This window comes from Vibrio sp. V33_P6A3T137 (assembly GCF_009904835.1).
Taxonomy (GTDB): Bacteria; Pseudomonadota; Gammaproteobacteria; order Enterobacterales; family Vibrionaceae; genus Vibrio; species Vibrio metschnikovii.
Map to the genome: position 1 here is coordinate 1 of NZ_WXWK01000082.1, position 20,708 is coordinate 20,708.

Consider the following 20,708-nt stretch of genomic DNA (forward strand, 5'->3'; position numbering starts at 1 on the left):
GTGTTGCACTTCTTCGTAGCGCTCCACCAAAGATTCAAGCTTAACTAAAATCGACGCTTTCATAGTTTCTTCTTTAATAAATAAGGATTTACAAATTATTACAGGTCATCAAGACCCAAACTTTGCCTAATAATTGCCAGTTTTGCTGGCTCCCCTTGCTCGGCTGCCATCTGCAACGCGCGCGTTGGGGTATGGATCAATCTATTGGTGAGTTTATTACTTAATTCGACCAATAACTTTTCCGCATCGCCTCCAGCGGCTAACGCTTGTAAACTTTTACTGAGTAATTCTTCACGGATATTGTTCGCCGATTGACGATAGTCACGAATGCTGTCGACCGCCTGCAGCGAGCGCATCCAACTCATGAATTCTGCGCTTTCTTCGCTGACGATCGCTTCGGCTTGAATCGCCTCAATCTTACGTTGCTCAATATTACTCTCAACAATCGATTGTAAATCATCCACTGAATAGAGATAAGCATCGTCAAGTTCACTGACTTGTGATTCCACATCACGCGGCACGGCAATATCGACTAACAGCATCGGTTGATGACGACGCGCTTTGAGCGCGCTTTCGACCATCCCTTTACCGATGATGGGCAGCGGACTAGCGGTCGAACTAATCACAATATCCGCCTGTGCTAAATAATCTGGAATCTCATTTAAGGTAATCACTTCAGCGTCAAAATTTTGCGCTAATGCCATGGCCCGTTCGCGTGTTCGGTTAGCAACGATCATTCGTTTACAACCATGACCGTCCAAATGTTTAGCGACCAATTCGATGGTCTCTCCTGCGCCAACTAATAGCACCGTAGCCTGCGTTAACGATTCAAAAATATGTTTTGCCAGCGTACAGGCGGCATAAGCAACAGAGACCGCATGACCACCAATGTCGGTTTCAGTCCGCACACGCTTAGCAACCGAAAACGCTTTTTGAAACAACTTATCTAAGGCCGAATCGACCATGCGATTCTCTCGCGAATCCGCATACGCTTGTTTTACTTGACCCAAAATTTGTGGTTCGCCCAGTACTAATGAATCCAATCCACAAGCAACGCGCATCAGATGACGGATTGCCGCTTGCTCTTCATGGACATATAAACTGGGCTTTAAGGTTTCCAGATTGACTTGATGAAACTGAGATAACCACTCTATCAGTTTATTCTTACTTGCCACCTTAACGTCACAATACAGTTCGGTTCGGTTACAGGTTGATAAAATCACACTTCCCTTGACGTAAGGTTGGCCAGATAAATGGCGCAACGCTTCGGACAGTTTATCTGCTCCAAAGGCCACTTTTTCTCGCAACTCAACCGAAGCTGTATTGTGATTGATACCAATAACAAGCAAGGACATGTATCGAGGGTTCTCTGATAAGAAGTGGGTTGAGCGGCGAATTTTACTTGATGCACCTATTTATTGAAAGAGCGATTGGGATTTGTTTTCCCGAGTTCGTGATATCAATGGTATAGTGACGGCTCTTGTGTCCCATAAATGGATAAATAACGAGCATATGATGATATCACCGCCACGTATTTTTCTTATTATTACCTTACTCTTAGGACTGTGGGGCTGTAGCAGCATTCCCGACCCCATTAGGGACGTTGAATGGCAATCACACCAAGCTCGCTTAAAGACCATTACGCAGTTTCAACTGGTTGGGAAACTCGCCTATATTGACCCCAATCAGCGTCAATCTCTTAATTTTCAGTGGCAAATTTCACCTCAGCAAACCCAGCTCCGCCTAACGACCTTTTTAGGACAGACGGTATTAAATTTATCGATTGATCAACAAGGAGCGCAAGTCATCACCCATGATGACAACGTCTACCGCGCTGACAGTGCCGAACAATTGATTACCTCTCTGACTGGATTAACGCTCCCTATTGAGCTTTTACAAGCATGGATTGTCGGCTTACCCACTCAAGCCGATCACTTTGAATTAAATTCGAACAATACCTTGGCTAGATTACAAAAAAACCAAGGTTTTTCGCGCTGGACGGTAGATTATCATCGCTACCGCGAATATCTCTGGCAAGATAAACCCCTCCCTCTGCCAGACCGAGTATTGCTCACCCAACAGGACACCTCGATTAACCTTGTGATATCTAAATGGACACTCACGCCATGATACAACGACCAACCGTATGGCCATCGCCCGCTAAATTAAATCTGTTTTTGTACATTACCGGACAACGCGCTGATGGTTATCACGACCTGCAAACATTATTTCAATTTATCGATTATGGCGATGAACTGACGATTACCGCGAATCAGACAGGGCAAATCACACTCTCACCGCAACTGCCTGACGTCGCACTGCAAGATAATCTTATTTACCGTGCGGCTTGCGCCTTACAGCAGCAAACCGAGAGCTCATTCGGCGCAGATATTCAACTAACCAAACGCTTACCAATGGGCGGGGGGATTGGTGGAGGTTCTTCTAATGCGGCAACGGTGTTGGTCGCACTCAATTATTTATGGAGCTGTGGGTTAAGCGATGATCAACTCGCGACGATAGGTCTAAGTTTAGGGGCCGATGTTCCGGTTTTTATTCACGGCTTCTCCGCTTTTGCCGAAGGTGTTGGAGAAAAGCTCCAACCGGTACAGCCCGAAGAAAAGCATTATCTCGTGATTCGCCCAAATGTGAGTATTGCGACAAAAGTAATTTTTTCTCATCCAAAATTACCGAGAAACACAGCAAAACGTGATATTAATACTCTACTCAATGCGAACTACGAAAACGATTGCGAAAAAATTGTCCGATTGGAGTACCCAGAGGTTGATAAGCAACTTTCATGGCTGCTACAATACGCGCCGTCAAGATTGACCGGGACCGGGTCTTGCGTTTTCGCTGAATTTTCGAGCAAAAAAGAAGCGCAAGCTGTCCTTGCGAAACTCCCAGACACTGTCTCTGCGTTTGTCGCTCAAGGCCGCAACGTTTCACCACTAAAAGAGACACTGGCTGATTACCAATCAGCCGACACCCAACCTAATTAAAAACTGGACGCAACCCTGAGGTTTCCACCGTGCCTGATATGAAGCTATTTGCTGGTAACGCCACACCTGAACTAGCCCAACGTATTGCTGAACGTCTATACATCTCCCTTGGTGATGCTACTGTTTCTCGCTTCTCTGATGGAGAAGTGGCAGTGCAGATCAACGAAAATGTTCGTGGTAGCGATGTATTTATTATTCAATCAACTTGTGCACCAACCAATGACAATTTAATGGAATTGGTGGTAATGATTGACGCAATGCGCCGCGCTTCAGCAGGCCGTATTACTGCTGTCATCCCTTACTTTGGCTATGCACGCCAAGACCGTCGAGTGCGTTCTGCTCGTGTTCCAATTACGGCGAAAGTCGTTGCTGACTTTCTCTCTAACGTAGGGGTTGATCGGGTCTTAACCATTGACCTACACGCAGAGCAAATTCAAGGTTTCTTTGATGTACCGGTAGATAACATCTTCGGTACACCCGTTCTCTTGGAAGACATGAAAGCACGTAACTTAGAAGATCCTGTCGTCGTATCTCCGGATCTAGGTGGTGTGGTACGTGCTCGTGCAACAGCAAAAGCACTCGGTGATATTGATATCGCGATTGTCGATAAACGTCGTCCTCGTGCCAACGTCTCTGAAGTCATGAACTTAATCGGTGACGTTGAAGGCCGTGATTGCGTGATTGTTGACGATATGATCGATACCGGCGGAACCTTATGCAAAGCGGCTGAAGCACTTAAAGAGCGCGGAGCAAAACGTGTGTTTGCTTATGCAACCCATGCTGTCTTCTCAGGCAATGCCGCAAAAAACATCAAAAATTCTGTGCTTGACCAAGTGATCGTCACAGACTCAATCACTTTATCTAAAGAAATGGCAGCAACGGGTAAAGTTACCCAATTAACGTTATCAACCATGCTCGCCGAGGCGATCCGCCGAATCAGTAACGAAGAGTCTATCTCAGCGATGTTTAACTAAGCAGCGATAGTCTTGGATCGGTAAAATACCTCGTCAAATATGACGAGGTATTTTTGTTTCATGGCGTCGAGCATCAGCCATCTCGCCCTTTTGCATTTTTCTATGCTATCATACCGCGCTTTTTTCGTTTCCGAAGGGATCCTAGCCTTGAGTCAACCAATTAAATTACTTGTCGGTCTGGCCAACCCGGGCCCTGAATACGTCAATACTCGACATAATGCAGGAGCATGGGTCATCGAAGAACTGGCCCGAGTGCACAATACGACACTGAAAAGTGAAATAAAGTTTTTCGGATTAACCGGTCGTATATTGGTTAATGGTGAAGATCTGCGTTTACTGATCCCAACGACTTATATGAATTTATCTGGTAAAGCCGTCGCAGCCCTTGCTAAGTTTTATCAAATCAAACCGGAAGAGATCATGATCGCTCATGACGAACTGGATCTTCCCCCCGGCGTGGCTAAATTTAAACAAGGTGGCGGGCATGGTGGTCATAATGGGTTAAAAGACACCATCAGTAAATTAGGCAACAATAAAGAATTCTATCGTCTTCGTATTGGCATTGGCCATCCAGGACACAAAGACAAAGTCGCAGGCTATGTGTTAAGTAAAGCTCCTAACAAAGAGCACGAGTGCATACTAGCAGCAGTAGATGAATCTGTTCGCTGTCTCGATATTTTACTGAAAGATGGCCTAACTAAAGCGCAAAACCGCTTACATACGTTCAAAGCTGAATAAGGTTACCAAACATGGGTTTTAAATGTGGCATTGTGGGTTTACCTAACGTAGGTAAATCAACCCTTTTTAATGCACTGACTAACGCAGGTATCGAAGCGGCTAACTTCCCGTTTTGTACTATTGAACCAAACACTGGTGTGGTACCAGTGCCTGATTTGCGTCTCGACGCCTTGGCAAAAATTGTTAATCCACAACGCATACTACCAACGACAATGGAGTTTGTTGATATCGCAGGCTTAGTGGCTGGGGCATCAAAAGGTGAAGGTTTAGGTAATAAATTTTTAGCCAACATCCGCGAAACCGATGCGATTGGTCACGTTGTCCGCTGCTTTGAGAACGAAAATATTGTTCACGTCGCCGGTAAAGTATCACCTATTGAAGATATCGAAGTGATCAACCTTGAACTCGCCTTAGCCGACTTAGACAGTTGCGAACGCGCGATTCAACGTCAAACGAAACGTGCAAAAGGCGGTGATAAAGACGCTAAATTTGAGCTTAGTGTCTTAGAAAAACTGTTGCCAGTACTGACTGAAGGTGGCTCTGCACGCTCTGTCCCCTTAAGCAAAGAAGAACTTGCTGCGGTTGGATACCTTAATTTCCTCACCCTTAAGCCAACCATGTACATTGCTAATGTGAATGAAGATGGCTTTGAAAATAACCCCTATTTAGACGCGGTCCGTGCTCATGCCGCCCAAGAAAATGCCTCTGTCGTGGCCGTGTGTGCTGCTATTGAAGCCGAACTTTCTGAATTAGAAGAAGAAGAGCGTGCTGAGTTTCTTGCCGATCTGGGTATTGAAGAACCAGGCTTAAACCGAGTGATTCGTTCAGGGTATGAACTGCTTGATTTGCAAACTTACTTTACCGCAGGGGTTAAAGAGGTCCGTGCTTGGACCGTTCCGGTAGGCGCGACAGCTCCTCAAGCAGCAGGAAAAATCCACACCGATTTTGAACGTGGATTTATCCGTGCCGAAGTGATCGGTTACAATGACTTCATCCAGTACCAAGGCGAGAGTGGTGCCAAAGAAGCGGGTAAATGGCGTTTAGAAGGCAAAGATTATATTGTCAAAGATGGTGATGTCATTCATTTCCGCTTTAACGTATAAAACCTAACCACTATCGAAAGAAGCCAACACAATGTTGGCTTCTTTTTGCATCGAACTTTCATGGCTTACTTTTACATTCATCGCTAATAAACCATGATCATCTGCTTGACGTACAATGAGAAAATCACTCGGTTTGGGATAGATTTTGATCAGAAATAGCTAGCTTTGTTTAAAAAAAACTCGAACAGTTGGTTTTGAGGAATTTATTCAAAAAAACTATTGACGCTCTACAGCCATATCCGCATAATGCGCACCGTTCGCAGCGAGAAGGCAACTTCGAAACTCCGACGTAACGCTGGCTGTGAGTGATAAGCAGTTTAGCAATTGGCTACGTAGCTCAGCTGGTTAGAGCACATCACTCATAATGATGGGGTCACAGGTTCGAATCCCGTCGTAGCCACCATTTCCTAAGTGTTCTTTGAGTAGAATAGTTAGGAAATAATGCGGAAATGGCGAAATTGGTAGACGCACCAGATTTAGGTTCTGGCGCCGCAAGGTGTGAGAGTTCAAGTCTCTCTTTCCGCACCATTTATCGATAGGCTGCCCAAGGGCTACTTATCACCGTAGGTCTATCGCCAAGCGGTAAGGCAGCGGCTTTTGATGCCGCCATTCCCTGGTTCGAATCCAGGTAGACCTGCCATTATTTCTTTAGGTTTCAATACGTAAAAACTATTGGAACTGATGGCGAGAATAGATTATAGTTTCTCGCTCTAAAAAGATGGCTACGTAGCTCAGTTGGTTAGAGCACATCACTCATAATGATGGGGTCACAGGTTCGAATCCCGTCGTAGCCACCACTTATTTTACCTCTTCTTTTGAGATCAGGTACAATAACGAGATGCGGAAGTGGCGAAATTGGTAGACGCACCAGATTTAGGTTCTGGCGCCGCAAGGTGTGAGAGTTCAAGTCTCTCCTTCCGCACCATTATCTCGTTATAAAAGTAAAGTTTTGCGGAAATGGCGAAATTGGTAGACGCACCAGATTTAGGTTCTGGCGCCGCAAGGTGTGAGAGTTCAAGTCTCTCTTTCCGCACCATATTAGAGGTCAGCAGTAGATAGCTGTTAACCGATGTAGGTCTATCGCCAAGCGGTAAGGCAGCGGCTTTTGATGCCGCCATTCCCTGGTTCGAATCCAGGTAGACCTGCCAACTATTTAGTTCCATCAATACTGTGTCAGCATTGACTGAATTTGCGGTGGTGGCGAAATTGGTAGACGCGCTAGCTTCAGGTGCTAGTGTCCGTTAGGACGTGAGGGTTCAAGTCCCTCCCTCCGCACCAAGTTCAGTATTACAGGTCTATCGCCAAGCGGTAAGGCAGCGGCTTTTGATGCCGCCATTCCCTGGTTCGAATCCAGGTAGACCTGCCAATTACAACGATGATTTGAGTCAATCAAGTTATCTACAAAATTTGTGCGGAAGTGGCGAAATTGGTAGACGCACCAGATTTAGGTTCTGGCGCCGCAAGGTGTGAGAGTTCAAGTCTCTCCTTCCGCACCATTTATTGAGTTAGCATAGCCTGCTATCAACAACAGGTCTATCGCCAAGCGGTAAGGCAGCGGCTTTTGATGCCGCCATTCCCTGGTTCGAATCCAGGTAGACCTGCCAATTACAACGATGGTTTGAGTCAATCAGATTATCTACAAAATTTGTGCGGAAGTGGCGAAATTGGTAGACGCACCAGATTTAGGTTCTGGCGCCGCAAGGTGTGAGAGTTCAAGTCTCTCCTTCCGCACCATTGATTAGTCGTGGCTACGTAGCTCAGCTGGTTAGAGCACATCACTCATAATGATGGGGTCACAGGTTCGAATCCCGTCGTAGCCACCATTTATCGTTAGTTACTGTTGAACAGTTGCTTTATCGATAAGACTGTTATTAAATTAACAGCATTGCAGGTCTATCGCCAAGCGGTAAGGCAGCGGCTTTTGATGCCGCCATTCCCTGGTTCGAATCCAGGTAGACCTGCCAATTACAATGATGATTTGAGTCAATCAAGTTATCTACAAAATTTGTGCGGAAGTGGCGAAATTGGTAGACGCACCAGATTTAGGTTCTGGCGCCGCAAGGTGTGAGAGTTCAAGTCTCTCCTTCCGCACCATTTATAAAAAAACCCAGCTTATGCTGGGTTTTTTTATTATCACTTAAATCTTAATTAACCTAATAGCGCGAGTGCCGCCGTTGGTGCTTGTTTCGCTTGAGCTAAGACTGAGCTCGACGCTTGACTTAAAATCTGTGATTTAGTCAGTGCCGTAGTTTCTTTAGCAAAGTCGGTATCTTTGATCCGGCTCTTAGACGCATTAACATTTTCATTAATGTTATCCAAGTTATTAATTGCATGGCCGAATCGATTCTGGAACGCACCTAGCTCTGCACGATGACTATCAACATACTTAAGCGCCGCGTCAACAACGGCCACCGATTTTTGCGCTCCGCCAACGGTCGTTACATCAATTGTATCGATAGTGATCGCTTGACCCGTTTGCATATCCAGCTCGGTAGCTAATGCACCACTAAAAGCGACGGCGCCAGTGACATCATTATTTCCCGTAAAGACCTGTAGCTGCCCCTTCTCATTGACTGAGGCTTGTACTAAGTCAGTTTGACCATTAATGTAGGTGGCAACCTCTTCAATATCATCACCGACTTTAGCGGTAATATTAATGATTTGCTCATCGCCATTAATATCGGTCAAGGTTAAGGTTAAATCGTTACTACCATCACTAACCGTCCAATCTTTATCCGCTTCAGTCGCCGCAACGTAACTGGTTCCTCCCATCATCGCGTTATCACTACGCATGTCTTTCATGGTCAGCATCACAGCTTCACCGCTCTGAGATCCAATCTGGAACGACTTCGTTTGGAAAGTACCGTTCAATAGACGATTACCCGCAAATGAGGTGGTCTCTGCAATACGATTCAATTCATCATTAAGTGCCGTGACTTCTTCTTGGATAGCGACACGCTCAGATTTTGAGTTTGAACCATTCGCAGATTGTAAAGAAAGATCCCGCATCCGTTGCAAAATGTTGGTGGTCTCATTCATGGCGCCTTCAGCGGTTTGTGCCATGGAAATACCATCATTCGCGTTACGAACAGCAACGTCTAAACCACGACTTTGCACATTCAAACGGTTTGAGATCTGCAAACCTGCAGCATCATCTTTCGCACTATTAATTTTAAAACCTGAAGACAAACGTTCCATTGACGTTTGCTGTGCACTGGTTGCACTGTTCAGGTACCTCTGTGCCGTCATCGCTGACACGTTAGTGTTTACATTTACCGCCATAATTGGTCTCCTATTAATATTAGACGTAGCGGAACTTGCCGAACGGTTTCCGACGTCTCGGATAACCACGTAGTTCTCTCAAAGTATCTTTAATAGCGACTCAAACGACGATTCCTTTAGGGGATTTATTGAGCAAGGTGAATTAAGCGACTTAGAAAGAAGAAACTGAGGCATAAGACGCAAAACCAACCGAAAAAGACATAAATCGCTCAAGATTTAGCGGTAATGGCCGGGGGGGGGATGAGAAATGGATTGGCAGAAAAAAGAAAAGCCCCTTTTCCTTTGAGAGAACCGGGGCTATGGTTGGCAGCCATTGCCAATGTGGAGATCAAGAGAAATGAACACATTATGGCTAACCATAATGTATGGTTATTTTCCTAGTATAAACAGGCGTATCTGAGAGAGCTTATACTGTTCTAACAACCATACCTTGCCAAGGTTGCGGATTACATACTCACGTCTGAGCTTATTAATGCCGCCTCCCAGGACTACTGCAATAATGATATTGCAGAGTTTGGCAACTGTTTTGCTTGAGCAAGAATTGACGTTCCTGCTTGCTGCAATATTTGTGACTTAGTCAACTGAGTCGTCTCTTTCGCAAAGTCGGTATCTTTAATCCGGCTCTTCGAGGCTTCGACGTTCTCTTGGATGTTGGCCAAGTTATTAATACTGTGGTTGAGTCGGTTCTGTTTAGCACCTAAATCCGCGCGTTGTGAGTCAATGTATTTGAGCGCTGCATCTAAGATACCGACTGCGTTTTGCGAGCCACCAACGGTGCGCATATCAATATTTTGCACAGTCGTTTTCTCTCCAGGACCACCGGCTAAACCAAGTTCAGTCGCTAAGCCTCCAGAGATGGTTAAATCACCTTCAATGTGTGGTTCAGCAACAAAAATCTGTAGCTTACCATCTTCGTCGACTGAGGCTTTGAGCAAGTCAGTCTGACCATTGATGTAAGTTGCTAGCTCTTCAATATCGTCACCAGTTTTGGCTAAGATATCTAATGTCACTTCTTGGCCATCTTTTTTGGTGAACTCTAATTTCAAATCGTTTGCTGTCGAATCGACGCCCCAATCTTTGGTTTTGCCTTCAGTAGCAATAAAAGATTGGCCGCCCATCCGATAGTCATCGGCACGGATACTGGTTAAGCCCATGATGATCGCCTCACCGGAACTAGAACCAATTTGGAATGATGCTTCACCAAATGACCCGTTGAGCAATCGACGACCACCAAAAGAGGTCGTTTCGGCAATTCGGTTTAACTCATCTTGCAGAGCAACCGACTCTTCGTTGAGTGCTTGACGCTCGGCATCTGAGTTGGTTCCGTTGGCTGATTGTAGGGCCAAATCACGCATACGTTGCAGAATGCTGGTTGACTCATTCATTGCTCCTTCAGCGGTCTGAGCAATCGAAATACCATCGTTAGCATTACGCATTGCCACATCAAGACCACGAGACTGAGCGATCAATCGGTTTGAAATTTGCAAACCTGCCGCATCATCTTTGGCACTGTTAATACGGTTACCAGAAGAAAGACGCTCCATCGAGGTATTTAAATCGTTGGACGACTTGGTCAAGTAACGCTGAGCGGTCATTGCCGACACGTTGGTATTTACATTAATGGTCATATTTTGCTCTCCTATCGAGTCCGCAAGTCTTTTGCGAAGCGGTCAGCTTTACTCTCTTGGAAGCACTGACCGTAAATCACTTGCCAAATACACCCTAAGGTATATTTAAGATCGGGTGGTATTCACTCTGTTTAAATTAATCCAATAAACATGCCAACTTTTCAAACGAACTCAATGAAAATTTTAAACCTTTATAATCAATAAGTTAATTTCAATTATTTACAAAACTCTCTTTCGTTCAGCACTGATAACATACTGTTGCCGCTTTTTTTTGCCGCTCCGCCTGCTGTCGACTGGCAAAGGAAAGCCGACCGAAGACAAGATGAGATTTAAAGCAAAAAAACACCTCTCTTTTCGCACTGATGGCATAGCACATAAGGCACAAAGATAGGATTTATTAACCTTTCGAGGTTAAGCGTTGTTCGAGAGAAACGAGTTCTTGTCCCGAACTCAAACAACGACTTAATGATGCTGAGCAAGCGATTCTCACTAACCTCTAAAGGTAATTAAATAGGGTTAAATCTTTCGCTTTGCCAAACGCCAATTGAGAGGCTTGCAGCGCTCTCGAGTTTTCATTAAATTCAATCACTGCTTGCGAGTAATCGAGATCTTCAAACTGACTCTTAGAGCGAGCCAGACTGATTTTAAAATCTTCATGCTGATCTTCTTGTAGATCTAAGGTGCTCAATCGAGCACCGACATCCGAACGAACTTGGTTTAAATGAATAAAGGCAGTGTGTAATTCTTCGGTGATTTGATGAAGCTTGCCAGTGGTTGAAGCATCGGAAACAGAACCTTTCGAGTACTCAATGGCTTTTTTAAAACTATCAAATACTGTAAATGCTTTACGTGGATTCAGAGTGATGCTGTCTCCGGCTGTGATACTGCCTTTGATATTAATAGTGAGACCTTGATATTGAACCCCTGTTCTTGGATCAAAGTCATTAACCTCGACAACCTCACCATCACGCTCTAACTGATAAGCAAAGCCGCCATTGAGCATATCCACAAACGTTACCGTATAGCTGGCATTATCACCGTCATCACTGTTCGTTGCCCGCTCAAGCAATAATTCCGATCCTTCTTGTAATGCATACTCAGGTTCAAAATCACCAAATGGATTATTAATATCCATAAACATTTGGTTGCCTGGGGTATTGAAGGGCATTTCTAAATTATTGGAGATACGCATTTTTCGCTGATAATCATCACCGTAATAGGTCACGTTACCTTGATTATCTCGAAAAAAAGGTTGGTTCTTCGGCCGAGTTCCCGCAAAAATAAAATTACCCGTTTCATCTTGTACATTGGCAAGATTCAAAAAGTTATTAGCAATTTCTTGAATTTGCCGCGCCTGAGTTTCACGATCTTCGGGAGATAATGAACCGTTGATCATTTCCATGACCATACGCTTGGCTTTATCGGTAAACTCTTCGGCATTAGAAATGATCACTTCTTGGTGCTCAAGACGATTACGAACCAGTACAATGGCATCTAAGTATTGGCGCAACTGCTCTTCTTGTTGTGTTACATTTTGAATGTAATGCGTCGCGAGTGGGTTATCTCCGGCAGACAAAAGCTTTTTTCCCGAAGCTAATTGCGCTTGGTTGTGATGAACTTTATTTTCTTGGCGACGTAAATCGTTTTGCACCGACTGATAGTTATGGAAGCTAGAAATTCGATTTAACATTTACTTGTCCCCCTACCTGAGCTGCAAAATGGTATTAAACGTGTCATTTGCAGCCTGCATGATGCGCGATGAGGCCATATAAGCATGCTGAAACTTCATCATATTGGCTGCTTCTTCATCCAAGTTAACCCCAGACACTGAACCAATACGCGATTCCGCCGCCTCTTTTTCTAAACGAGCCACATCGGCTAAGCGAGTCGAAGTCGAGAGTTTTAAACCGAAATCGGTATTCAAGTTATGATACAAACCGATAATGGTTGACTCATTATCATTCATTTTTTTGGTCGTTTGCAGATGAATCATCTTGCGTAAATTACCGTTATCACCTTCCGCCGGATTTAAATTGGCGGTAAATTTATCATTCTCAATCGCCCCTCGAGTCAGGGTAAAGACGGTCGGTTGACCACTCGCTTGTTGAGCAGGGATAACTATCGGTAACTTTGATTGGTCGTCATTAAATAAATAAGGTTGCGTTGCGAGCAACTGGCCATTTTTGTCCACCACACGAATTTGCATCTCATGATCGCCAGCACCTGTATTAGGGACAAGATAAGCTTCAAACTCTTTGATATCACCAACTTGGTCAATTTGAAATTGGGCACGCCCTTGAGCAAAAGAAGTCGAGGCTTGATAGCTTTGGGCGGCAATCTTTGTCGGATCATTGGTTGCCATCTGAATCTGAGCGGCGCCATCACGGGTTGGGCGAACGATGACTCGCTCACCAATTTCTGGTGGAGTATTGACCTGAATACGCAAGCCATCTAAATAAAGATTACCTTGATTAAGTGCGAGGATCTGTTGCTTGCCATCTGGTAACGTCGCCACATAATGACTGCCTGTATAAGACAGAGCAAACTCGCCACCTTTTAACTGACTAAGATCATCGATGTACACTCGAATATCAGCATTCGAATCACTGGCTGTGGCAATACGTGAACGAGCATTGACTTCAGAGTTAACATCGGAAAAAAGCAGCCCACCAACATTACCACGCAGATCTAAACCTTGGCTTTGTAACTCGTTGACCTGATGAGCAAAAGAAATTGATAAACGACCGATTTCATCCAGTAATCCAGGAATATGTTGATCACGCATTTCAAATAGCGCAGCCATCTTTCCGCCGATCTCTTTTTCAGAAATAGACTTTAATGTATTTCCTTCAACGACTGCCAAGCGACGCTGTTTGACATCTGGATAACCGTCAATCATTTTTAATTGACTCGCTTCCGTTCCCGAGACAAGGGTATGTCCGCTACCAATATGAATATTAAAACCTTCAGCACTGGTACGGGGTGTTACCGTTACTTTGGTATATTGGGAAAGTTCAGCGACTAATTTTTCATGCTCATCCATCAAATCATTATGTGGACCAGGCACACGCATCATTAGCCGCTGTAAATCACGTATTTCTAACGCTAACTGGTTGATTCGCTCTATACCAACGTCGAGTCCTTTATTAGTGATATCAAACTGACGTCGCACGGTTTCATGAAAATCATTCAAATTTTGAGTAACAAGATTCGCTTTTTCGAGCACAACTTTGCGCACTCCGACATCATTGGGGGTGTCGGCTAAACTTTTTACTGAATCAAACCATTCGTTAAGATTTTCGGGGATTTTCTTAGAAGCAACAGAAGAGAGTAACTTAGAGAGCATATCTAAGTTTTCTTCGGTATCGCTATTAAAAGCGTGGTTGGTTGTGGCAAGATTCAGCTCTTTAACGGCAAACTGATCCCAAGAGCGGCGAACATTTTCCACATGTACGCCCATCCCATAGGTTTGACCACCGAGTTGGCGAGGTGCATTGGTCCCTTGGATCACAGACTGACGGCTGTAACCCTCGGTATTAACATTCGCAATGTTATGACCCGTGGTATTGAGTTGTCTCTGAGCCGTTAATACGCTCTGCGCACCAAGATTCAGAAGATCAGACGCCATACTTGCCCCCAAAAAACCGATTAACGCCAGTCGTTACTGACCCCATTACTACTTATAAAAGCAATAACTATGCCAATGAATGAGGTTAGTTAACTAGAGGAAATATAAAAGATAAAACTGAAGCGCTAGAAGAAACTGGTTGCGAGGCCAACCAGCCAAAGCCTATTTCTATATTCAATAAGGTACGAAATGAAAGGATGTTTATTGCGCTAAGTGAATGATCGCCAAGTCAGAAAAAATCCAATATACCCAAACGACTTGGAATTACAGGTAGGCAGCAAGTGAGTGAATCCCCATGAGCATTAGCTGTTATCCATTTGATCGATCTGCGCTTTTACTCGCAATACTTTATCTGCATAATGAGGATCGGTCGCATAGCCAGCTTGATGAATACCATGAATAAACGCTTCACTACTTCCACCATGCTCTAAGGCGGTGCTGTAGCGAGGATTATTTTCTAAAAAGCGTAAATAATCATCAAAACTGTCTTGGAAGCTTGGATAAGCGCGAAAAGCGGCTTTTTCCATAACCGGAGTTTGATCGTAATATTCTAAGGTTTGAGTGGCAACACGCTGCCCCTGCCAACTTCTATCAGCTTTAATATTAAATAAATTATTACTGCTTCCACGGGCATTACTGACCATTTTTTGTCCCCAACCGGTTTCTAAAGCAGCTTGAGCAAGCAGTAAAGAAGCATCAATACCTAACGCTTGTGCCGCTTTATCGGCGTAAGGTTTGAGTGATGTGACAAAAGATTGTGGTGAATCAAAACGGTATTCATGAGCCGGTGATGAAGATGCCGCCACTACGCTATTATTGGGCCGCTCAGCCGCCACCGATCGCGCTTGTTGGACGCGATTCATCGCCTCTTGGAAACGGTCGTTATCTTGATCGGTAGGTGCGACATTATCTGCCGCCGTCAGCTGTGCAACAATCATATCGGCCAAGCCTAACGAACCTGAGGCGCTTAACTGACTGACCATTTGCTCGTCTTGCATTTGTCGATAAAAATCTTCGTTATTACTGCTGAATAAATCCGATTTAAACGCTGAGTTCGCATCGCGCATCGACTTTAACATCATGGTGGTAAAAATAGCCTCAAACTGTCTTGCAGCAGCAGTCAGTGCCTCTTTTTCAGCGCCAGCATCACCATTGAGTGCTTGTTGACGTAATTTATCTAGGCTGGCGATATCATGAATAAAGCCGATATCATTGGGGTTATTCACCATCACGAACTCCTTAGATAATAATTAACTGACCTTGAATGGCACCAGCTTGTTTTAATGCTTGTAAAATTGCCATTAAATCTGACGGAGCAGCCCCGACTTCATTCACAGCCCGGACCAATTCATCTAAAGTCGTTCCGGTTTCTAACTTAAACATTTTTCCTTGCTGCTCAACGACTTCAATATCTGTATCGGGAATGATCGCCGTCTCTCCTCCAGCAAAAGGATTGGGTTGATCAACGCCCCAGTTTTCTTTGATCGCCACCGTCATACCGCCGTGAGTCACAGCGGCGGGTCTTAAACGTACATGCTGACCAATCACAATCGTTCCGGTTCGTGAATTGACGATAATCTTTGCCGCCATATCCGCAGGTTCAAACTCAAGGTTTTCTACGGCAGAAAGAAAAGCCACTCTTTGCGAGACTTCTCGAGGTGCACGAACGCGTACTGAAGTTGCATCAATGGCTGAGGCCATATCTGGGCCTAAAAATTGGTTCACGGTATCGGCCATTCGTTGTGCCGTCGTAAAATCCGATTGGAAAAGATTAAAAGTGATAAAATCACCACGACCAAAAGGCGTTGGAATTTCTCGCTCGACTATCGCCCCATTAGAAATCATACCAACCGTTGGGTTGTTGCCAACCAAACTTGACCCATCCGCTCCAGTCGCACTAAATCCACTGACCACTAAATTGCCTTGAGCCACAGCATACACTTGGCCATCCAGTCCTTTTAAGAAAGTTTGTGTCAATGTACCACCACGTAAACTGCTCGCTGAGCCTATCGACGATACGGTGACATCAATTGTCTGTCCTTGCTTCGTAAACGGAGGCAGTTCCGCCGTCAACATGACTGCGGCAACGTTTTTGGTATTGGTTCGTGTACCAGGCGGCAATTGAATACCAAAGTTTTGCAGCATGGCGCGAAAACTTTGATCAGTAAACGGGTTTGATTCTCCTGTACCGGGTAACCCCGTCACTAAACCATACCCGACTAATTGGTTACTACGCACACCGGCTACTTGTGCAACATCTTTAATTCGCGTCGCATGAGCACTGCTTGCCATGAACACCATTAAGAGCAATAAAATTTTTTTCATCATCGTTAACCTTCTCTCAATGTGGATACGCATCGCCATGTGATCATTTTATCGTGTCAAAAAATCGACTTATATTGACATACTATAAAGAGACATTAAAAAATCGTGCCAAGAATCCAGGCTCTTGCATATCTTGATTCGATCCGGTACTGGAGTATTGAATTCGAGTATTAGAGATACGATTAGACGCTATCGTATTGTCGTAACCAATATCATCTGGACGCACGGTGCCACTTAAACGAATGTATTCATCACCCGTGTTGAGCATTAACCACTTTTCGCCTCGAACCACTAAATTGCCGTTAGATAAAACATCAATGACTTCAACGGTAATCGAACCTTGTAAATTATTATTTTGGTTTGCTTGCGCACTACCCGAAAATTGATTGTTATTTTTCAAAGCGTAAGAGAAGTTGTAATCACCAATGGTCAGCTCCTGACCACCAACACTGAGTGGGTCCATCGATGCGTCATTATTTTTAGTTAATTTAGCATCCGCGCTTTTGGTTGCCTTGGTGTTTTCATTCAACGTCACAGTAATAATGTCGCCAATCCCTCGCGGCTTAGCATCACTGTATAAACTCACTGCTCGAGCGAGATTAAACAATGAACCGGTCTCAGCAGCATAATGCTCAGGCTTGGCTTTCGGATGAATAGGAGCCCAAGCAGGGTCGCCAGCAACAGGGTCATTTCGATTACGTAAGGTATCGAGTAACCCAGAACTACCGTCAGACGATCGATCCCCCTCAACCGCATCCACTACCGTTGTACCTTGCACCACATCTGCCGTTTCAAGTGGTGCTGGTAATAAACTGCATCCTGAAAGTAATGTCACGAAGGCTAAACTGAGTAAACGTTTCATCATCATAGTCTCTTAGTCAGTGATTAGAGTTGTTGATTAACAAAACTCATCATTTGATCCACAGAAGAGATCACTTTAGAGTTCATCTCATAGACTCGCTGTGCTTCAATCATATTAACCAGCTCTTCAGTCACATTAACGTTAGAGCTTTCCAACATGGATTGACGGATATTGCCAAGCCCATCTAAACCAGGAACGCCTTCTTGTGGATCGCCACTGGCACCCGTCGGTAAATATAGGTTTTGCCCAACAGGTTCTAAACCACCTGGGTTAATGAAATCCACGATGGTGATTTGTCCTAAGACTTGGTTCTCTTGCTGACCACGTAAACGCACCGAAACTTCACCGTCATTGCCCACAGTGATCGAGATAGCATCTTCTGGAACAACGATTTCTGGTTGTACTAAATAACCAGCTCCAGAAGTCACGATCGCGCCTTCCGCATTCAACGTAAATTGACCGTTACGGCTATAGCCGATATTGCCATCCGGCATGAGGATCTGGAAAAAACCATCGCCTTCAATCATCATATCTAGGCTATTATTGGTGGTCTGGACATTACCGTTAGTGTGAACCTTCTGCGTTGCCACAACCTTCGCCCCAGCCCCTAGCATTAATCCGCTCGGTAACTCGGTATTTTGTGAAGACTGACCGCCAGGCTGATTAATATTTTGGTAAAACAAATCCTCAAATACCGCTCGGCTCTTTTTAAACCCCACCGTTGAGGCGTTAGCTAAGTTGTTTGAGATGGTGGCAATATTGGTCTGCTGGGCATCTAAACCCGTTTTACTTATCCATAATGCAGGTTGCATACTAAATTCCTCTCACTTAGCTCATACGCAGTAAAGAGTCAGACGCTTTGTCCATCTCTTCTGCCGTGCTCATCATTTTGACTTGCATTTCAAACTGACGCTGTAAATCAATCAGATTGGTCATCTCTCCCACTGCATTGACGTTGCTGCCCTCAAGAGCGCCAGTCAACACTTTCACTGTGGCATCGGCTACGTATTCTGCATTAGGATCTTTGGCTCGAAATAAGCCATTAATATCTTTAAATAGAGAACGATTATCAGGCTTGACCAATTTAATACGATCAACGATTTCCATCGCGTCTGCGGGCGCTCCCTGTGGGCGAACCGAGATAGTGCCGTCATTACCTATCTCTACTTTATTCAATGGGATTGGCAAAGTAATCGGCGCACCCAATTCACCTAACACTAAATGACCATTACCATTAAGTAATAAGCCATTTTGATCAATGCGTAGATTACCGCTGCGCGTTAAACCTTCATTACCAGTTTTATCTAATACTGAAATCCAGCCATCACCTTGAATGGTAATATCGAGTTCTCGTCCTGTGGTGATCACGCTGCCTTGGTCAAAGCGGTGCCCAGGGCGCTCTGTCATGCTAAATACGCGACTAGGTAGCCCTTCACCATACGCTTGCATTGAACGAGCTTGTTCTAAATCAGCTCGAAAGCCCGTAGTACTGACGTTGGCAAGGTTATTGGCTCTTAGCTGCATCGCCTGCATATTTTGTTTAGCGCCACTCATGGCAAGGAACAGTGCGCGATCCATCAGACGTTCTCCACAATCATTAATTAATCATAAACAAGCAATTGGCGTGCCATTATTTTTAAATTTATTAATCAGTAACTTAAGCAAGATAAAATGACAACTACGCAATGAAAAGCGGCAATTTAACGGCAAGAGAAGACAGAGGATGCCATGTGGCATGCCGTTCTACCTAAAGAACGAGTTAAGGTCGAACGAAGAGAAAAGACGAAGAAAGAAGTACATGCCTAAGTAGACAACGCAACTTAGGCATGTTGAATCGAATAAATCTAGAATTAACGGATTTGTAAAATCGTTTGTTGTAATCCAGTATGCACTTCTAAAGCCCGCGAGTTAGCCTGGAAGTTACGCTGTGCAGAAATAAGATCCACCAGCTCTTGAGTCATATCAATGTTTGACTGCTCAAGCACACCATTACTGATCGTACCAAATGAGCCTTTGCTTGATTCACCCCAAATTTTAACGCCAGATTGCTGAGTAGAATCCCATTGCGTGCCACCTTTTTTATCCAAACCTTGCTCATTAGCCACTCGAACCATAGCGACTCGACCTAAGGTCACATTTTGTCCATTTGAATAGGTGGCCAGTACACTACCGTACTCATCAAAATCGATTTTGGTCAAAAAGCCCGTGGTCGCACCATCTTGATCAAACTTCGTTAATTCAAATGGCGCAGCAAATTGTGTAGCCCCGTTGAGGTTAAAGGCTAAAGTCTGTGAACCATCCGCTCCATTTAGATCAATTGGGTTATCACCCTCCCCAAATGCAGCAGAAACAATCGGGTTACCGTTATTGATGCTAGCTAACGTTCCGTCATTATTAAAGCGTAACGTATGGCCCACATGACCATTTGGAGAAACCGCATCTCCGCCAGCGATATTGAGTGGTTTTTCACCAGTTTTATCGGTAACGGTGTAGTAGGTATTCCACTTATTATTTTCATTTTGATCTTTTAAATAATAGGTGGTGAGCTTATAAGGTTGCCCCATTGAGTCATAAATGGTCGACGACGTGGTGCGGTTATAAGTATCAGGATCGGTAATATCAAATAGCGCAGGATCTTTTAAATCACCGTTCGCAGGTAAGTTAGCCGAGAGTTCGATATTGCCGGTTTGCTTTGGTTTACCAAACTGAGCCGGAATATTGATCGGCTTAGGCTCATACGATAAAACCTCTCCATTATCAGGGTTCACTTCATAACCTAATAAGTATTGATCGTTTGAGGTGACCATATAGTTATTTTTATCGAGGTGAAATGCACCGTTACGAGTCAATTCATTTTGCTGAGGGATTAAGCGATCTTTAGCAACTGCAAAATATCCGGTACCGGCAATACGCAAATCCATCGGGTTATTGGTATAAATACTCGACCCTTCATGAAATTGTTGCGCAACCTTACTCGCCTGAACACCTTGGCCTGGTGTAGTTTTTGAATTGGTAAATAGCGACGTTGAATACACATCACCAAACTCCGCCCGCGACTCTTTAAAGCCGTAGGTGTTCGCGTTGGCAATATTATTACTGGTGGTATTCAAATCTAATTGAGCAGCAGAAAGACCGCTTAACGATATATATGACATAACAAATTCTCCTG

Annotated in this window: 16 protein-coding genes and 15 tRNA genes; 20 read left to right on the forward strand and 11 right to left on the reverse strand. The window is 44.4% G+C overall.

Going from position 1 to position 20,708, the window contains the following annotated elements; genetic code table 11:
• Window positions 1-98: 98 nt before the first annotated feature.
• Complete coding sequence (gene hemA / locus CAG60_RS07890; protein WP_004394726.1) at window positions 99-1,355, reverse strand: glutamyl-tRNA reductase; 1,257 nt, start codon at window positions 1,353-1,355, stop codon at window positions 99-101.
• Between the two features lie 160 nt (window positions 1,356-1,515).
• Here hemA and lolB point away from each other — a divergent pair, with 160 nt between their 5' ends.
• The 20 genes from lolB (at window position 1,516) to CAG60_RS07990 (ending at window position 7,908) form a co-directional block, all read left to right on the forward strand.
• Window positions 1,516-2,130, forward strand: a complete 615-nt coding sequence (gene lolB / locus CAG60_RS07895; RefSeq protein ID WP_004394725.1) for a lipoprotein insertase outer membrane protein LolB — start codon at window positions 1,516-1,518, stop codon at window positions 2,128-2,130.
• On the forward strand, window positions 2,127-2,999 hold the full coding sequence (gene ispE / locus CAG60_RS07900; RefSeq protein ID WP_161424989.1) for a 4-(cytidine 5'-diphospho)-2-C-methyl-D-erythritol kinase: 873 nt from the start codon (window positions 2,127-2,129) through the stop codon (window positions 2,997-2,999). The genes lolB and ispE overlap by 4 nt, the downstream gene beginning before the upstream one ends.
• Window positions 3,000-3,028: 29 nt before the next feature.
• Window positions 3,029-3,973 (forward strand): ribose-phosphate pyrophosphokinase, encoded by a 945-nt coding sequence (locus CAG60_RS07905; protein WP_004394723.1) that lies wholly within the window; start codon window positions 3,029-3,031, stop codon window positions 3,971-3,973.
• A 147-nt stretch (window positions 3,974-4,120) separates the two neighbouring features.
• Window positions 4,121-4,711 carry an aminoacyl-tRNA hydrolase gene (gene pth, locus CAG60_RS07910; protein WP_161438689.1) on the forward strand — a complete coding sequence of 197 codons (591 nt, stop codon included), beginning with the start codon at window positions 4,121-4,123 and terminating at the stop codon, window positions 4,709-4,711.
• An 11-nt stretch (window positions 4,712-4,722) separates the two neighbouring features.
• On the forward strand, window positions 4,723-5,814 hold the full coding sequence (gene ychF / locus CAG60_RS07915) for a redox-regulated ATPase YchF (RefSeq protein WP_154170403.1): 1,092 nt from the start codon (window positions 4,723-4,725) through the stop codon (window positions 5,812-5,814).
• Window positions 5,815-6,140: 326 nt separating this feature from the next.
• Window positions 6,141-6,217 (forward strand) — tRNA-Met (locus CAG60_RS07920).
• 40 nt (window positions 6,218-6,257) lie between these two features.
• A tRNA-Leu gene (locus CAG60_RS07925) sits at window positions 6,258-6,342 on the forward strand.
• A 37-nt stretch (window positions 6,343-6,379) separates the two neighbouring features.
• Window positions 6,380-6,454 (forward strand) — tRNA-Gln (locus CAG60_RS07930).
• An 80-nt stretch (window positions 6,455-6,534) separates the two neighbouring features.
• Window positions 6,535-6,611: transfer RNA gene (locus CAG60_RS07935), tRNA-Met, on the forward strand.
• Between the two features lie 43 nt (window positions 6,612-6,654).
• Window positions 6,655-6,739: transfer RNA gene (locus CAG60_RS07940), tRNA-Leu, on the forward strand.
• Between the two features lie 26 nt (window positions 6,740-6,765).
• Window positions 6,766-6,850, forward strand: a tRNA-Leu gene (locus CAG60_RS07945).
• 37 nt (window positions 6,851-6,887) lie between these two features.
• Window positions 6,888-6,962 (forward strand) — tRNA-Gln (locus CAG60_RS07950).
• Window positions 6,963-7,005: 43 nt separating this feature from the next.
• Window positions 7,006-7,092 (forward strand) — tRNA-Leu (locus tag CAG60_RS07955).
• 13 nt (window positions 7,093-7,105) lie between these two features.
• Window positions 7,106-7,180 (forward strand) — tRNA-Gln (locus tag CAG60_RS07960).
• Window positions 7,181-7,225: 45 nt separating this feature from the next.
• Window positions 7,226-7,310: transfer RNA gene (locus tag CAG60_RS07965), tRNA-Leu, on the forward strand.
• A gap of 33 nt (window positions 7,311-7,343) precedes the next feature.
• Window positions 7,344-7,418: transfer RNA gene (locus CAG60_RS07970), tRNA-Gln, on the forward strand.
• Between the two features lie 45 nt (window positions 7,419-7,463).
• A tRNA-Leu gene (locus CAG60_RS07975) sits at window positions 7,464-7,548 on the forward strand.
• Window positions 7,549-7,560: 12 nt separating this feature from the next.
• Window positions 7,561-7,637: transfer RNA gene (locus CAG60_RS07980), tRNA-Met, on the forward strand.
• A gap of 66 nt (window positions 7,638-7,703) precedes the next feature.
• Window positions 7,704-7,778 (forward strand) — tRNA-Gln (locus CAG60_RS07985).
• Window positions 7,779-7,823: 45 nt separating this feature from the next.
• Window positions 7,824-7,908: transfer RNA gene (locus CAG60_RS07990), tRNA-Leu, on the forward strand.
• Window positions 7,909-7,962: 54 nt separating this feature from the next.
• Here the strand turns inward: CAG60_RS07990 and CAG60_RS07995 are convergent.
• The 10 genes from CAG60_RS07995 to flgE all read right to left on the reverse strand — a co-directional run bounded on the left by CAG60_RS07995 (window position 7,963) and on the right by flgE (window position 20,694).
• Complete coding sequence (locus CAG60_RS07995; protein ID WP_154170401.1) at window positions 7,963-9,096, reverse strand: flagellin; 1,134 nt, start codon at window positions 9,094-9,096, stop codon at window positions 7,963-7,965.
• Between the two features lie 488 nt (window positions 9,097-9,584).
• On the reverse strand, window positions 9,585-10,724 hold the full coding sequence (locus CAG60_RS08000) for a flagellin (protein WP_161426096.1): 1,140 nt from the start codon (window positions 10,722-10,724) through the stop codon (window positions 9,585-9,587).
• A 496-nt stretch (window positions 10,725-11,220) separates the two neighbouring features.
• On the reverse strand, window positions 11,221-12,414 hold the full coding sequence (gene flgL, locus CAG60_RS08005) for a flagellar hook-associated protein FlgL (protein ID WP_161438690.1): 1,194 nt from the start codon (window positions 12,412-12,414) through the stop codon (window positions 11,221-11,223).
• Between the two features lie 12 nt (window positions 12,415-12,426).
• Window positions 12,427-14,352 carry a flagellar hook-associated protein FlgK gene (gene flgK, locus CAG60_RS08010; RefSeq protein WP_154170399.1) on the reverse strand — a complete coding sequence of 642 codons (1,926 nt, stop codon included), beginning with the start codon at window positions 14,350-14,352 and terminating at the stop codon, window positions 12,427-12,429.
• A gap of 302 nt (window positions 14,353-14,654) precedes the next feature.
• Complete coding sequence (gene flgJ / locus CAG60_RS08015; protein ID WP_154170397.1) at window positions 14,655-15,581, reverse strand: flagellar assembly peptidoglycan hydrolase FlgJ; 927 nt, start codon at window positions 15,579-15,581, stop codon at window positions 14,655-14,657.
• A gap of 10 nt (window positions 15,582-15,591) precedes the next feature.
• The gene (locus CAG60_RS08020) at window positions 15,592-16,677 is read right to left on the reverse strand and encodes a flagellar basal body P-ring protein FlgI (protein ID WP_040904112.1); all 1,086 of its coding nucleotides are present in this window, start codon (window positions 16,675-16,677) and stop codon (window positions 15,592-15,594) included.
• Window positions 16,678-16,759: 82 nt separating this feature from the next.
• Window positions 16,760-17,539 carry a flagellar basal body L-ring protein FlgH gene (flgH, locus tag CAG60_RS08025; protein WP_158139058.1) on the reverse strand — a complete coding sequence of 260 codons (780 nt, stop codon included), beginning with the start codon at window positions 17,537-17,539 and terminating at the stop codon, window positions 16,760-16,762.
• A 23-nt stretch (window positions 17,540-17,562) separates the two neighbouring features.
• Entirely contained in the window at window positions 17,563-18,351 is a 789-nt protein-coding gene (flgG, locus tag CAG60_RS08030; protein ID WP_040904110.1) for a flagellar basal-body rod protein FlgG, read from the reverse strand.
• Window positions 18,352-18,367: 16 nt separating this feature from the next.
• A complete protein-coding gene (gene flgF / locus CAG60_RS08035) occupies window positions 18,368-19,117 on the reverse strand; it encodes a flagellar basal-body rod protein FlgF (RefSeq protein ID WP_004394712.1) in 750 nt (249 codons plus the stop codon).
• 272 nt (window positions 19,118-19,389) lie between these two features.
• Window positions 19,390-20,694: a flagellar hook protein FlgE gene (gene flgE / locus CAG60_RS08040; RefSeq protein ID WP_161438691.1), complete on the reverse strand. Its 1,305-nt coding sequence runs from the start codon at window positions 20,692-20,694 to the stop codon at window positions 19,390-19,392.
• Window positions 20,695-20,708 lie beyond the last annotated feature (14 nt).

Coding starts and splice junctions, on each gene's coding strand:
- flgE (WP_161438691.1), bottom strand. CDS start 20,694: ATGTCATATATATCGTTAAGCGGTCTTTCTGCTGCTCAATTAGATTTG.
- CAG60_RS08000 (WP_161426096.1), bottom strand. CDS start 10,724: ATGACCATTAATGTAAATACCAACGTGTCGGCAATGACCGCTCAGCGT.
- CAG60_RS08020 (WP_040904112.1), bottom strand. CDS start 16,677: ATGAAAAAAATTTTATTGCTCTTAATGGTGTTCATGGCAAGCAGTGCT.
- flgL (WP_161438690.1), bottom strand. CDS start 12,414: ATGTTAAATCGAATTTCTAGCTTCCATAACTATCAGTCGGTGCAAAAC.
- CAG60_RS07995 (WP_154170401.1), bottom strand. CDS start 9,096: ATGGCGGTAAATGTAAACACTAACGTGTCAGCGATGACGGCACAGAGG.
- flgF (WP_004394712.1), bottom strand. CDS start 19,117: ATGGATCGCGCACTGTTCCTTGCCATGAGTGGCGCTAAACAAAATATG.
- flgH (WP_158139058.1), bottom strand. CDS start 17,539: ATGAAACGTTTACTCAGTTTAGCCTTCGTGACATTACTTTCAGGATGC.
- lolB (WP_004394725.1), top strand. CDS start 1,516: ATGATATCACCGCCACGTATTTTTCTTATTATTACCTTACTCTTAGGA.
- flgG (WP_040904110.1), bottom strand. CDS start 18,351: ATGCAACCTGCATTATGGATAAGTAAAACGGGTTTAGATGCCCAGCAG.
- hemA (WP_004394726.1), bottom strand. CDS start 1,355: ATGTCCTTGCTTGTTATTGGTATCAATCACAATACAGCTTCGGTTGAG.
- ispE (WP_161424989.1), top strand. CDS start 2,127: ATGATACAACGACCAACCGTATGGCCATCGCCCGCTAAATTAAATCTG.
- ychF (WP_154170403.1), top strand. CDS start 4,723: ATGGGTTTTAAATGTGGCATTGTGGGTTTACCTAACGTAGGTAAATCA.
- flgK (WP_154170399.1), bottom strand. CDS start 14,352: ATGGCGTCTGATCTTCTGAATCTTGGTGCGCAGAGCGTATTAACGGCT.
- flgJ (WP_154170397.1), bottom strand. CDS start 15,581: ATGGTGAATAACCCCAATGATATCGGCTTTATTCATGATATCGCCAGC.